Genomic DNA, 14,344 nt, shown 5'->3' with positions numbered 1-14,344 from the left:
AAGCCCCCTTTTTATGTACCTAAATCCATAGAACAAAAGGGATAATATTGGGTCAATGGCCCTCTCCAGTCGGAGTAAAAACAAGCAGGATTACTTCATACGCGGATAAATTAGAGGAGTTAACTTATAAGGAGAATAGCCATTCGAGGAATAAGGATTATGGCTGACAATTTCCTCCATTGATAATAACCTGCCCATCAATGATCTCGTACGTTGCTCCTACGGTGGCACAAATGATGGTCAGTTTTTGCATAAACGATTCGGTAGCCATTGACGAGTTCAACTGGCAATTGGCCAGCGCTTCTTTGTCGTAGCGAATATCAATTCCATAGGCCTCTTTCAACTCCTGCAATACCTGAGGAATAGGCGTATCGTTATACACAAATGAAGGGGATTTCTTTTGACGGCTTGGGCCAGAGATAATATTGGGGCCATCGACCAGCATTTTATCAAACTGGTCAGTTTCGCGGTTAAATACAACCTGCTGGTTGGGCAGCAGCATGACCCCTTTTTGCCTGACAGATGTGGTCATCGGTTCATCACGGTAGACCGATACCTGACCAGATTGAACCTGAACCTGAACCCGGTTTTCCCGGGCAAATGCCCGCACAGTAAATCTCGTTCCCACCACTTTCGTAACCACTTCGTTGGCATGTACCAGAAAAGGCTTTCCACTATTTCTGGTTACACTAAACGTCGCTTCACCGGACAAATAAACAATCCGATTTTGCTGACCGAAAATGGTTGAATAGCTAATCCGACTCTCAGGTGCCAGCGAAACGACCGATTGATCGGGCAGGCGAATGGTTTGAGTTTGCCGGGTAGCATTTATTTTTTCGGAAAACGTATCCGGCAGCGTTGCCAGCTGCTGTTCGTAAAGCGATGTATGCTGCGTGGTTTGCCACCATATACCGATGCCCAGCGTCAGAAAAATAGTAGCCGCAGCCGCCCACCGCATCCAGCCCCACGAGCGAGGGGCACTGTCAACTAGCCGAACCTGAGCGTTCGTCAGTTGTATCCTCATCAGCAGTTGCCGAACCGTCTCTTCCGGTATTTCCGTTTGCGCATATGCAGTCAGGCCCAGCCGAATGGCAGCTACTACATCGGTAGCCTGCTGGTACTCGTTCTGTTGTTGCGGGTGTTTCGCCAGCCAGCCATCCCAGAACTGAGTTGATTGGGGCGTAGGCTCAAGCTGATGTGTGACGAAGACATCGTCCGTTAAAAAATCGGCAGTTAAAAAGTTCTCGTAATCGTGCTCCACTGGCTACTGCATTTGTCAGTAGATGACACATTACTAAAAACGTACTCACTAAATCCTAAAAAAAGATGGAAAAAGTTAAAAAGGGGAGAATAATCCAGCCACGAAGCTTTTCAACAGCTCGAAAAACCAGGTTTTTGGCTGATTGCTGGTTAACATCTAGTACTTCGCCTATCTGGTTATAATTCATGTTTTCAACGAAACGCAGTTTCAGGGCTTCTTGCTGGCGGGGCGGAAGTTGGGCAATGAGCCGCTGAAGTCGTTGCTGGCGAGTAGTGGCCATCTCAAGCTCTTCGAGTATTTCCAATTCGTCAGGTTCGGTCCAGAGGGCGTCATAATCCGTTTCGTCTAACGATTTAGTAAACCGCTCTTTCCGTTCGAGCAGATGCATAATTCGATTTTTAAGCGATTTAAGCAGATAGTGGCGGATGTTATCGGGAATTGCCAGCCGGTTTCGTTTCGCCCATAATTCCGTAAAAACGTCATGTACGCAGTCCAGCACAAATGCTTCTGACGCAGCCACCAGGCTCATACCATAGCGGTACATGGCCCGGATGTGCAGTTGATATAGTTGTGTATAAGCCTCTTCATTTCCCGATTGGAAAGCGGCCCAAAGCTGCTGTTCGTTCACCTGACGTTTCTAAGCAATTAATTATTCTCTCAGCTATGTTAAGTAGCTGAGTCCTGTACGAGACAAATTATGCTGTAGAAACAACAAAAAGATCAATAAGGATCATGCTGATGTTGAACAGAATAATCAGCAGTGTCAAAAACTCACCTTCGAAAGTGGTTCGGCCACCGATGGATTCGGCACGTTTTAGCGGACATAAATTACGTCGAGCGTTGAACCAGGGCAAAGTGCCTGTGAGTACGTTGACCTCCTTCCATGGAAAGAAGTAATCCAGTATAGTTTAAGTTCGCCTGTCAACCCGCCCAGCTCTCCCGGTCCAGACTCCGGTATTGAATGGCTTCGGCCAGGTGTTCGATCTTGATTTCGTCGCTGCCCGACAGGTCGGCAATCGTGCGCGACACTTTCAGTATCCGGTCGTAAGCCCGGGCCGACAAACCCAGTCGTTCCATCGCTGTTTTGAGCAAGGCCCGCCCTGCATCGCTGATAACGCAGATTTCCTTGACCAGTTGCGAGGGCATCATGGCGTTGGAATAAACGCCCGGATGGTCGGTAAATCGAGCGGTTTGAATTTCTCTTGCCCGAATGACCCGCTCGCGAATAACCTCGCTGGGTTCGGATGGCCGATTTGCCGTCATCTGATCGAACGAGACGGGCGTTACCTCCACGTGCAGGTCGATTCGGTCGAGTAAGGGTCCGCTTATTTTGGCCAGATAGCGTTGCACTACGCCCGGACCGCAAACACACTCTTTTTCGGGATGGTTGTAGTAGCCGCAGGGGCATGGATTCATACTGGCGATGAGCATAAAGCTGGCGGGAAACTCAACGGCCCATTTTGCCCGTGAGATGCTCACTTTTCGGTCTTCGAGCGGTTGCCGCATGACCTCCAGCGCCGAGCGTTTGAACTCGGGCAGTTCGTCCAGAAACAACACGCCGTTATGCGCCAGAGAGATTTCGCCCGGTTGCGGAAAGCTACCCCCACCTACCAGAGCCGCGTCGGAAATTGTGTGATGGGGTGACCTGTAAGGTCGGGTGGCAATCAGGGTAGCGCGTGCGCCAAGCTTGCCTGCCACCGAATGAATCTTTGTTGTTTCCAGGGCTTCCTGTAGCGTAAGCGGGGGCAAAATACTGGGCAAACGCTTGGCTAGCATGGTTTTTCCCGCACCCGGCGGGCCAATCATGATCACGTTATGCCCTCCGGCAGCCGCAATTTCCATAGCCCGTTTAATATTCTCCTGCCCCTGCACGTGCGAGAAATCAGCATCGTAGGCGTTGATCTGACTCATGAACAAGTCACGCGTATCGGTCTCCAGGGGAACGATGTCTTTTTTGCCTTCAAAAAAATCGATGGCTTCCTGAATGGTCGCCACACCAATAACGTCCAACTGATTGACAATGGATGCTTCCTGTGCATTTTCGACGGGCAGCACAAAGCCTTTATAACCGCGTTTTCTGGCTTCGATCGCAATGGGCAATACGCCTTTTATAGGCCGCAGCGTGCCATCGAGGGCCAATTCGCCCATGATCACGTAGTCTTCGAGATTACGGGTAACGGTAATTTGCTCCGAAGCCTGCAAGACGCAGAGTCCGATGGGCAGGTCATACGCCGACCCCTCTTTCCGAATGTCGGCGGGGGCCAGATTAACCACTACCTTCTGACGAGGCATTCGATACCCGAAAAATTTTAACGAAGCCTCCACACGCTGTTCACTTTCTTTAACGGCACTATCGGGCAAGCCAACCAAATGAAAGTGTAAACCCTGAGCAACAACGACTTCAATGGTAATGAGGCTGGCATTAACACCATATACGGCTGCGCCGAATGTTTTGGCTAACATAAAGACTATAAGTAAACGGTTGGGTGCGATGGGTATCAAAACTACGGCACTAGCGTCCAATAAAAAAACAGGGAGGTCGTTTTTTGCAGGAATGCTCATTTGTATCGAACAGCAGGACGCTGTTCGATACGAAACTCAACTCACTGGCAGGTAAACAACGAACGTAGCCCCCTGACCGGGTTGGCTACTGGCGGTAATGGCTCCTCCATGGTTGGCAACTACTTTCTGAACAATGGCCAGCCCAATGCCCGTACCGGCATACTGGCTCTTGGTATGCAGCCGTTGAAAGACCTGAAAAATCCGATCCAGGTACATTTCATCGAAGCCGATACCATTGTCTTCGAGGCTTATCTGGTGATACATAGCCGCCTGTCGCGTGGGTTTACTCGTAGCAGGCAGGCTCGTTCCGGCTACTGGCTGGGTACGTATACGAATCGTTAAGGGTCGGTCTGGCTGTCGAAATTTCAGGGCATTGGATAGTAAATTCTGAAACAGTTGCCGCAATTGAGACTCATCGCCTTTTATAGCGGGCAGTGGCTCAATTTGCAGCGTAGCGTGGGCTTCCTCAATAACAACCTCCAGATCGTCGATTACGCGGCTAACCACGCGGGATAACGGAACGTCTTTAGCTTGCAGCTGATTAGCGGTAATGCGCGAAAACGTGAGTAGGTCTTTAATCAGGACTGACATTCGTTCGGCAGCCAGTTGCATCCGCCGAATCAGGTCGGCACCATCGCCCAGATGGTCAGCATACTGCTCCTGCAAGATGGTGCCAAATGACTGAATCTTCCGCAAAGGCTCTTGCAAATCGTGCGAGGCTACGAACGCAAACTGCTGTAAGTTATCATTGGCTTCCCGTAGATCTTTGTTGAGGGATTCGAGCTGAAGCTGCGTCTTTTTGAGTTCGGTAATGTCAAGGAACGATAAAACAAGTAACTCTCCCTGACGAACGCCCTGCACCTGATACCAGATATCGTACCCGTCCTGCGTGTAATGGTTGTAATAACGAAGGGGAATCCCGGTTTGAGCCAGTTCCAGATAGCGGCTCCAGATAGGTGTAGACGGCATACCCGGAAATACCTCCAGCATTGTATGACCAATTAATTCGGCAGCCTGCTTCCCGGTCATACGCAGCGCCATCTGATTGATGAGTTCATACCGCAAATCAACCACTTCGCCAGTGGTTTGATGGCGTACAATAGAGTACAGCGCAATAGCTGTGAGTGCGCTATTGGTCACAAATCGAAGTTGATCGGCCTGTTTACTAACGAGGATATTTGCCCGTTCAAGTGCCTGTGTGCGTCCCTGAACCTGCTGTTCGAGATCCTGCGCATACTGCCGCTGAGCGGTGATATCTTTAAAAACGCCCCGCAGCAAAAGAGCAGACTCGCCCGGCTGATAGCGAACGACCTGCCCCTGTGCGTGGTATAGCCGCTCCTGCCCGGTCTGCCGATTTACAGCCCAGTATTCAATATCCATGGCTGTATCCAGACCACTGTTCAGGGTATGCCGCAGAGCAGACTCCAAACTATTCCGATCCCGAATTGTATCGAGTACCTGGTTCAGGCCGGGCACGTCATCCCGGTCAAAACCAAGCCAGCCTTTAGCCCGCTCAGACAGCACGATTGTTTCTTCGGCGAGGTTGATTTCAAATGTTCCCAACTCAGCCAGATCGATAGCTTCCCGCAGGCTTTTCTCTCCGACTCTCAACAAGGAAAGTAACTTTTTTTGTTCAGCCTGTGCCTGTAGCTCGGTTGTAACATCCTGAACGATATTGATAAAACTGTCTGGCTTCCCCTCTTCATCCCGAATCAGGGCCGAACTGACCTGTGCCCAAACGACGTTGCCATTTTTATGTACATACCGCTTGTTGAGCACATAGGAACTCGACTCTCCACGCATCAGTTGCTGCACCAGCGCCATATTCTCCTCTACATCGTCGGGATGGCTGATGGCCTTAAAGTGTTTATCGAGCAATTCAGCTTGTGAGTACCCGACTAAATCGGCGAAAGCTTTATTGAAAAGTTGAATATTACTCTGTGTATCCAGAATAACGACACCGACAGATGCGCTTGTGAAGGCCATCTGAAACCGTTGCTCGATCCGTTTCAGGGCTGCTTCGTTTCGTTTTTCGTCGGAAATATCCTGTGCAGTACCCGTAAAATAATTTATTATTCCCGACGACTGCATGGTAACCCGGCCTGTGATCCGTATCCAGCGCATGATGTCATCAACCGGGCTCGTAATTCGGTATTCTATCGTTGTGGGTTTATTCGTTTCGTTGCTAAGCGGGTTACTCATCAGCGAGAGCAACCGGGGCAAGTCATGAGGATGAATACGCCCCATAAACTCCCCTATCGGAACAGACGCCTGCGGCCAGTTATAAATTCTCTGACACTGTTCGTCCCAACGAATAACGTTTTGATGGGGTAACAGCGTCCATAGGCCAATACCAACGGCTTCCAGAACGGAACTCGTTTGCTGTTTAACTCGCTGAAGCTCTTCTTTCAGGGCGTTTAGCTCCTCATCAGCGCTTTTGTCGTTGCCCGCCATTCAGATAAAGTCAGTAATATCGGCCCAAAATACTCGAAAAAAAGCGCAACTGTATAATCTTCTATAGATTAAGGTGGCAAATAAACAGACAAGGCAGATAATTGACAACACTAGCCCCGGCCTACTCTCCCTCTTTAGTTTCCAGGGGGTCAATTTCGGTGATCGTGTAGGCTATGGCCCCTTCATTAGGCTCTGCGGCTAAGTGCGTCCATTCACTGAATTGCCGGGTGAAGGCTGCGCCATAATAAAACATCAGTGAAGCGTAAAAGACAAATAACAACAGCAGGATAATAGCCCCTGCCTTGCCATAAAGCGACCCTACCTGACTGTTAATCAGGAGATAATTCAGTACACCCTCACCTAGCTTGAACAGACAGCTTGTAAAAAAAGCCCCCAGCCAAACCGCTCGCCAGGCGGTTCGAACATCAGGCAAAAACTTAAACAGAATAGCAAACCAGACGGTGCGAATCAAGATGGACACTAGCAAATGTCCAAGGCCAGCAATACCCCGATAATACGTCAACGAACCGATAGACAGACGATTACTTACCTGAACCATCAACTGCTCAAACGCTAAGAACGAACTGAATAGCAAGCCGGAACCCAGAATAATAGCCAGAGCAATCAGCTTGTCGGTTACGATGGCCAGAAAATTTCCTCCTGCCTTTTTCTTAACATTCCAGAGTTGGTTGAGCGAGTTTTTGAGAATGGCAAATAAGGTAGTTGAGGCCACAAACAACAAAACAAAACTGAGTATTGTGAGGGCAATGCCTGGCTTGGGAAGTTGAAGGCGATGTGAAATATCTTCCAGCTGATTCGCACTTTTAGGTCCGAACAGATCAGCCAGTTCATCGAACAATTGACCGCTCACGCGCTGATAGTGGTCATTGAACAATAGACTGAGTACGTTGCTCAGAATAATAACAATGGGCGGCAGGGCAAAGAATGAAAAGAATGCCGTTGCTCCGGCCATCCGGACAGGGTCATTAGCCTGCAAACTGGTGAAAGCTTGTTTCAGGAGCAGAAAAATAGGCGCGACTTTTTTCAACAGCGTAACGGTTGGATACGCATGAACAACCGTTTGTGGAGTGATAGAGTTACAGTGACGCTCATTTGTGTAAGCGAGCGGGCATCCGGCGATCCCGATAATACAGCGAGTCTATACTCGCGCTCATACAAAGGCACGGGCGAATGTCCGCGCCAGCGCGTCAGAAACTTACCTTTATTTCGCCCCTTTTACTTTCGTTTGAAGCGTAAAGACCGAATCCGATGCCGTAATAAACAGCATACTACGGTCTTTTCCACCAAAACAGATATTGCCAACCCAACCGGCAGGCACCGGAATCGTCTCAATTTTTACCCGATCCGGGCCGTATACTGTAACACCCTTACCTGTCAGGTAGAGGTTGCCCTTGTCATCAAGCGTCATACCATCAGAGCCCTGGCTCACGTAAAGCTGGCGGTTTTTCAGGCTGCCGTCGGCCTGTATGTCGTATTTGTACGTCTTGTTATCCCGAATGTCGGCAACAAACAGGTGCTTCCCATCGGGCGTGCCAACAATACCGTTGGGTTGCTTTAAGTCGGCATCAACGATGACTGCCTCTTTTTTACCTTTAGCCAGAAAATAGACCTTCTGTCCGTCGATTTCCGGAGCTTTCCGCTCCCAGTAATCGCGCTGGTAATACGGGTCGGTGAAGTAGATATCACCCTTAGGAGAAATCCACAAATCATTGGGACCATTTACCTTGTGCCCTTGAAAATCGGTAAACAGAACGGTAATTTTTTTATCCGGGCTAATAGACCATATCTCGTTTTTTTCGTCGGCGCAGGTAATCAGATTTCCTTTTTTGTCGAAATACATGCCGTTGGAGCGGCCCGTTTTGTCCATATAAAGTGACAGCTTGCCATCAACATCATACTTCCAGATTTTATCGTTAGGCTGGTCTGTAAAGTAAACGGCTCCGGTTTTATCGGCGGCCGGGCCTTCGGTAAATTTAAACTGGCTGGAAATTTTCTGAAGTGTGGCGTTCGGCGCAATAATGGTTTCTGTAGCAACCTCTGGCATAGTAGTCGATTGGCTAAATAGCTTCCCGGATACAGTCAGGAAGATTGCCACCATAAATCCGGACCGGATGTAATTGTTCATGTGCGAGCGTAACTTCTAGGTAAATTTCTATTTCTATAAGCAGTAAGCGACCAAAGGCATAAAACTAATCCCGGCATCTGTTTATTTACCTGTCGATTAGTAAGTTATGTTTGACTAACTAGTAATCACTACCTTGATAATCAATGGTTACCAACAATTTTCAAATAGTCTAACTAACCAACACTCACCAGCGGCTCCAGGAGAGTATAGCTTAAATTTTTCGAGATCAGGGTTGTTCCAGTAGTTGCAGATATTCCTCCAGTTTCGCAATCATTGTTATACAGCGGCCACTAATCAGAAACCGTTTCATGATCTTAGCTGCCCAGATAATCAACAGGGTTGAGACAACGATAACCATTATTGAAAAGGGATCTGAAAAAATGATTGACAACCGTTTCCCACCGTAGGTAAGTATAGCCAGCAGGCTACCTAAAAACAAAATAGGCGCATAAAGAGCGATAAAATCACCTTGAAATGAGTTGACTTCACGCACAAATACGAGCGATGCTCGAATGGCATTGGATGTTCGGAGTGAGAGGTCCGGCAGTTTAAAGCGAATGAATTTGATAGTCAAGAACACACTCAGGATCAGGCAGTATGACCAGACAATGCCAATTGATACTACGTATTCCAAGTCGTTCGGTTTTAACAAGGCAAACAGGGGCGTGACAACTGTCAACACTAACATCCCTGCAAACTGCCGCTTATAGACATTCAGCAGTTTGGCAATATCGCTTTTCGATTGTTTTTTAAGTTCGGTCAGCAAATCGGCTTTCGCATACGAAAACTCCGACATTTGCCAATTCATATTTTCCCAGCGATCAGTCAGACCCATAGTGTCTCTATTTTTTGGCGGAGTCGATGCAGTTTCGTGCGTACATTGCCTGATCTGATGCCTAGTGTCTCCGCGATTTCGTCGTTTGTATAACCGTCCATACTCATCACAAGCAGGGTTCTATCCAGTGTGTTAAACTGCTGGAGTATGTGCCGAAGGTGATCATCGGACTCAAACGAAGCTGGCGGACTCTGAATAGTATCCTCCAGTTCAGCAGACAGTTGCTGTTTTTTATCATTGAGTTTGGTCAAAGACACATTTAAGCCAACCCGGTAGAGCCAGGTCGAGAATTTGGCCTCTCCCCGAAAAGTAGGATACGACCGCCAGGCCTGTAGTAAAATCTCCTGATGCAGGTCGTGCCGGTCTTCGGTCTGATCAGCATACAGAAACACCAGTTTGTTGAGTAACGCCTGGTGTTTTTGTATCTGTTCGATAAACTCGTCCTGTAGCGTCAACGTAGGTTTCGTTTGCGCGATTCTCTCTTGATGGCTTTTCGTTTCTTCTCGTAATCGTCGAGGGCAGGAATCATAACCGATGTGCAGGCTGCTACCAGATACCCGTCCAGTACAAAGGCCATCACAACCATTAATGCCATGAACATAGCGACAACACCGAGCGCCTGCCGATTTTTGGTCCGCCGAACAAGTAGTTGCTCATCCGTTAGCTGGTCGAGGGGTTGGTGAGCATATTGACAGGAAGCCCACTTCAGTGTATTTATACGTGTTTGCATGGTACAGTCTGGTTTTTGATCCATTAGTACGAAAAACAAACGATTTGTTACAGTAGGTACCTAAATAAATGTACAGTGTAGAATGGCCACCCGCTCAGTTCATTATCCATTTGCGTACTTACGGCCATGAACTCACCGGATGGGTGTATCCCTTGAATCGGCGTAGGCTTTGTTATAGTCGATTTTCGTGACCTGCCCGGCTACGTAACGGATGCCCTGAAAGATGTGTTTGATAAACGTAGCGTCGCTTTCGTAATCTGTTTTGGCATGGCCGAGGGTTGTACACCAGGTATAGCCGCCATCGAAATTATAATACCAGGCCGATGGGTACAGCTTTGTATAGGAACCTTCGAACTGTTTCACTTTCTCGGGCTCGTCGTTGAGCGTGGTCAAATCATTGGCCATAATCACCGTCGGTCCGGGCGACATATCCTTCGTAAAGTAAAACTCATCTTCCTTTTGCCAGACCTTGGGCAAGCCCTGCATCGACGTGTTTTTGGTGTCGATCACCTCAACCGTAAATTTCTGAAATTTAGGGTGCCAGGCAAATGTACCACCGATCATGCGCTTGAACCAGGTCCAGTTTCGCTCCGTACCCATTACCGAATGGATACCAACAAATCCACCTCCCGCTTCAATATACCGCCGGAAAGCCAGCCGCTGGGCATCAGTATCGAACACGTCGTTGTTAGTACTGGGAAAAACAAGAAGGGTGTACTTTTTCAGATTATCTTCAGAAAAGACAACTGGCTGGTCGGACACATCGACGGAGAACCCATTTTCCTTACCAAGCTTTTGAATGCACAGAACGGCATTGGGAATATTATCGTGAACGTAGCCTTTGCCATTTTTGGTAAAAACCAGCACCTTCACTTTTTTCCAGTTAACCGATTGGCTGTGGCTATGAGTCGGGATGATCAAACTCAGGAATAAACAAACAAAGGCGACTGTACTGATTCGATTCATCTTCTGCTATAAAGTAAGTTTTAATAACCAGCCATTTACCGGCCCGACCACCCCCAACCCCCTCCTAAAACAGGAGGGGGCTTTGTAACGGGTTATTCTTGTCCTAGTCCCTTCTTTATATAGTTTTATATAGTTGGAGACGAGACTGAAATACCCTTTTGCATAGCCCCCTCCTGTTTTAGGAGGGGGTTGGGGGTGGTAATATCGGTGGTAAAACATATAAGCACCTACCCCAACTTATCTACGCGTATTCACCAACTCCTGGTCGATGGGCAGTCGAAAAAAGAAAGCGGCTCCATCCGTAACGGTCGTATCCAGACCAATTTGACCATTCATACTCTGAATAAATTCGCTCGAAATCGCCAGGCCAAGGCCTGTTCCTCCAAGTGTAGATCCATTACCATTTCCAGTTATACCGGGCGCTTTAAAATAGCGATCAAATACCCTGTTCTGGTGTTCGGGCCGGATACCCGAGCCATGATCGCGCACCCGAAATTCAACGAATGCATCAACTTGCCGGGCCTCTATCTCAATAACACCATCGGCAGGACTGTGCCGGATGGCATTGGAAAGAAAGTTGACCAGTACCCAGGATGCCTTGTCGGGGTCGGCAAGCACAACAGTCAACGTTTCGGGAGCCTTTACCGCCAGTGAAATGTGTTTATTTTCGGCAGCTACCCGAAGGGCATTCGTAGCGTAATTGACAATGTCGGCCGGAGCAACGGGTTGAATATTCAGTTGAATCTGCCCCGATTCAACCTGGGCCATGTTGAGCAATTCGCCGGTTAGATTAAGCAGCCGGTTTATGTCGTCGCCAACATTGGCAAGAAGCGCTTTTTGTTCGTCATTTAACTCCCCTACTCGACTGTCTTCCAATAACTTAAGGCTCATTTTGCTGCTTGATAGCGGGGTTTTAAGCTCGTGCGATATGGTAGCGATGAAGTTGGTTTTGGCCAGATCAAGCTCTTTGTAGGGCGTTATGTTTTCCAGAACCATCACATAACCCGCCAGTTGAGGTTGCTCTTCGCCGGTTCGGGTCACCTCAACGGTATGCGTCCGCCGGTTGAAATAACTTTCTTTACCGGGTTCATCCACACCCTGATCATATATTTTCAGGAAACCATTTCGTTCGGACTCTGTCGCGTTTCCAGTCATAACATCCTGAATAAGTGTACGCATCAGGTCATTCGACGCGGCTACATCTGGCGCATACTGCCCCAACAATTGCGACTCCTGAACACCCAGCAACCGGCAGGCCACCGGGTTGGCAAACAAAATGCGCTTGTTCTCATCCATGCCCACAATGCCTTCGCTCATAATCCGAATGAGTGTGTCGATACGGCGCTTTTCGAACAGCACCCGCGCCAGATTTGAGTGTTCATATTCGTCCAGCTTTTGCGCCATTGAGTTAAAGGATCGGGCTAAATCGCCGAACTCATCGCTGGAATCAATATGCAATCGCTCTTCAAAATTTCGTTTGGCGACCTGTTTGATACCCCGCGTTAGCTCGCGAACGGGATTGGCTACATAACCTGGAAAGTTGATTATGAACGAAAACAGGACTAAAAAACACACTGTACCAACAACAGCCAACCATGAGAGAGCATCTTTAGCCGTTTGCTTGGCCACCTCGTTCTTACGGACAATTGCTTGTCGGTTAAGGTCATCGAGCGTAAAGAGCTGCTGCTGGACATGCGCAATGACGAGCGGGTCATTGGCGCCACTTCGTAATCGACTAAACTCCTGGCGCAGTTTTACGGTGGCTTCCTTCTCGCCCACTTCAGTTACATTAGCCTCCTGTTTTTTCAGGTTCCGATCAAACTCGGGTATACCTTCCGGGTCTTTCTCAACTGGATTGGTAATCATCGCCAATGCCTTTTGCATATTGCTGGCATATTCGAGCGAGATGTAATTGTCTTTCAAAATCGCCTGCGAATCGTTGGATAGCTCATTCAGATAATATGCTCCCAAACCGCCCAGGGTTATAACAATGGCGAACATAAAGGCCAGAGCGGCTGCTATTTTGCTTTTGATAGTCATCTGTGGTAGGCATTGAAGGGAACACGGATCATTATGATTTTTATGATCAGGAATGATCTTTTTAGAGCCGCTTACGAACAATCATTTTTGCTCATAAAAATCATAATGATCTGTTTTCCATTAGGATAGTATAATCAGGTCGGTATTGGACCCCGACAGTTTGGTGAGAAGCTGATTGAAGGCATTGGTTCTCAAGATGATTTGAATGAGTGTAAGGTGCGGCTTTCCAATGCAGACCGTTGTCACGTTTCGTTTCTCAACTTCGGCCATGATGCTGTTAACAATGTTACGGTCTTTCACCTGAATAACCTCTGCGCCAAGTTCGGTTGCCAGTTTGAGATTGTTAATTAAATGGCGTTGCAGATCGAGTTTAATACGGTCAGAGCTTTCGGAGGGTGTTTGCACATACAGCACAAACCAGCGCGAGTTATAATAAGCCGCCAGCCGGGCGGTTTTGCGAATAACGTGCCGGGCAATCTCATGATTGGAACTGATAGCCGCCATAAACCGCTCCGGCTTGGCCTTCAAATTGGATGGTACCGACGTTTCAATCTTGCGCTCAACGGCCGTGGCTACCTCACGTAGCGCCAGTTCGCGCAGCTGCAGAATCTTTTCGGGCTGAAAGAAATTACTCAGCGCGGTTTGCACCTTCGCCCGATCATAAATTTTTCCGTCTTTGAGCCGGGTAATCAGTTCGTCGGCGGTCAGGTCGATGTTTACCACCTCATCGGCCATTTGCAAAATCCGGTCGGGTACCCGCTCGGTCACGTCGATGCCCGTAATGCCGCGAACCGACGAGTACAGGCTTTCGATATGCTGAATGTTCACGGCGCTAATGACATTGATACCAGCTTCCAGGATCTCGACGACATCCTGCCAGCGTTTCTCGTTTTTCGAGCCGGGAATGTTGGTATGCGCCAGTTCATCAACAATGACCAGTTCGGGATGCAGGTTGACGACGGCCTGTAAGTCCAGTTCATCCAGTTCGCGCCCTTTATAAAACAACGTACGGCGTGGAATGATGGGAAGTCCCGCAATAAGTGACTGTGTTTCGGCTCGGTTGTGCGTTTCGATGAATCCGATTTTTACGTCGATTCCAGCCCGTAGCAACGCATGCGCTTCCTGCAACATCCGGTATGATTTACCCACGCCTGCACTCATCCCAATATAAACCTTGAACTTCCCCCGCCGGGACTGGCGGAGAAGGTTCAGAAAATGCTCGGCGTTCTGGTCGTTCGGGTTCATGGTGTTTTTTTTTGCCACAGAGATTCACTGAGACGCACGGAGATACACAGAAAAGTTTTTTATTAAATCTCTGTGTATCTCCGTGCGTCTCAGTGAATCTCTGTG

12 protein-coding genes are annotated in these 14,344 nt (G+C 48.4%); all 12 read right to left on the bottom strand.

Annotated elements, in window-relative coordinates; translation table 11 throughout:
* Nucleotides 1–157 precede the first annotated feature (157 nt).
* Nucleotides 158–1,261 (bottom strand): FecR family protein, encoded by a 1,104-nt coding sequence (locus CWM47_RS25010; RefSeq protein WP_100991004.1) that lies wholly within the window; start codon nucleotides 1,259–1,261, stop codon nucleotides 158–160.
* A gap of 55 nt (nucleotides 1,262–1,316) precedes the next feature.
* Nucleotides 1,317–1,889 (bottom strand): RNA polymerase sigma factor, encoded by a 573-nt coding sequence (locus CWM47_RS25005; protein WP_100991002.1) that lies wholly within the window; start codon nucleotides 1,887–1,889, stop codon nucleotides 1,317–1,319.
* A gap of 293 nt (nucleotides 1,890–2,182) precedes the next feature.
* Complete coding sequence (locus tag CWM47_RS25000) at nucleotides 2,183–3,724, bottom strand: YifB family Mg chelatase-like AAA ATPase (protein ID WP_100991000.1); 1,542 nt, start codon at nucleotides 3,722–3,724, stop codon at nucleotides 2,183–2,185.
* 135 nt (nucleotides 3,725–3,859) lie between these two features.
* Entirely contained in the window at nucleotides 3,860–6,277 is a 2,418-nt protein-coding gene (locus CWM47_RS24995) for a PAS domain-containing sensor histidine kinase (protein WP_100990998.1), read from the bottom strand.
* Between the two features lie 121 nt (nucleotides 6,278–6,398).
* The gene (locus tag CWM47_RS24990) at nucleotides 6,399–7,325 is read right to left on the bottom strand and encodes a YihY/virulence factor BrkB family protein (RefSeq protein ID WP_100990996.1); all 927 of its coding nucleotides are present in this window, start codon (nucleotides 7,323–7,325) and stop codon (nucleotides 6,399–6,401) included.
* A gap of 174 nt (nucleotides 7,326–7,499) precedes the next feature.
* Nucleotides 7,500–8,423 (bottom strand): SMP-30/gluconolactonase/LRE family protein, encoded by a 924-nt coding sequence (locus tag CWM47_RS24985; RefSeq protein ID WP_100990994.1) that lies wholly within the window; start codon nucleotides 8,421–8,423, stop codon nucleotides 7,500–7,502.
* Between the two features lie 226 nt (nucleotides 8,424–8,649).
* Nucleotides 8,650–9,258: a hypothetical protein gene (locus CWM47_RS24980; RefSeq protein ID WP_100990992.1), complete on the bottom strand. Its 609-nt coding sequence runs from the start codon at nucleotides 9,256–9,258 to the stop codon at nucleotides 8,650–8,652.
* A complete protein-coding gene (locus CWM47_RS24975; RefSeq protein WP_100990990.1) occupies nucleotides 9,249–9,713 on the bottom strand; it encodes an RNA polymerase sigma factor in 465 nt (154 codons plus the stop codon). The genes CWM47_RS24980 and CWM47_RS24975 overlap by 10 nt, the downstream gene beginning before the upstream one ends.
* Nucleotides 9,710–9,988, bottom strand: coding sequence for a hypothetical protein (locus tag CWM47_RS24970; protein WP_100994043.1), 279 nt, complete (start codon nucleotides 9,986–9,988; stop codon nucleotides 9,710–9,712). Before CWM47_RS24970 ends, CWM47_RS24975 begins: the two co-directional genes overlap by 4 nt.
* A 132-nt stretch (nucleotides 9,989–10,120) precedes the next feature.
* Entirely contained in the window at nucleotides 10,121–10,954 is an 834-nt protein-coding gene (locus tag CWM47_RS24965) for a ThuA domain-containing protein (RefSeq protein ID WP_100990988.1), read from the bottom strand.
* 237 nt (nucleotides 10,955–11,191) lie between these two features.
* Entirely contained in the window at nucleotides 11,192–12,994 is a 1,803-nt protein-coding gene (locus CWM47_RS24960; protein WP_100990986.1) for a sensor histidine kinase, read from the bottom strand.
* Between the two features lie 120 nt (nucleotides 12,995–13,114).
* Nucleotides 13,115–14,239: a sensor protein KdpD gene (locus CWM47_RS24955; protein ID WP_100990984.1), complete on the bottom strand. Its 1,125-nt coding sequence runs from the start codon at nucleotides 14,237–14,239 to the stop codon at nucleotides 13,115–13,117.
* Nucleotides 14,240–14,344 lie beyond the last annotated feature (105 nt).

The organism is Spirosoma pollinicola, assembly GCF_002831565.1.
GTDB classification, from domain to species: Bacteria; Bacteroidota; Bacteroidia; order Cytophagales; family Spirosomataceae; genus Spirosoma; species Spirosoma pollinicola.
Note: the sequence above shows the minus strand (reverse complement) of the source record. Positions and strands in the feature narration are given on the sequence as shown.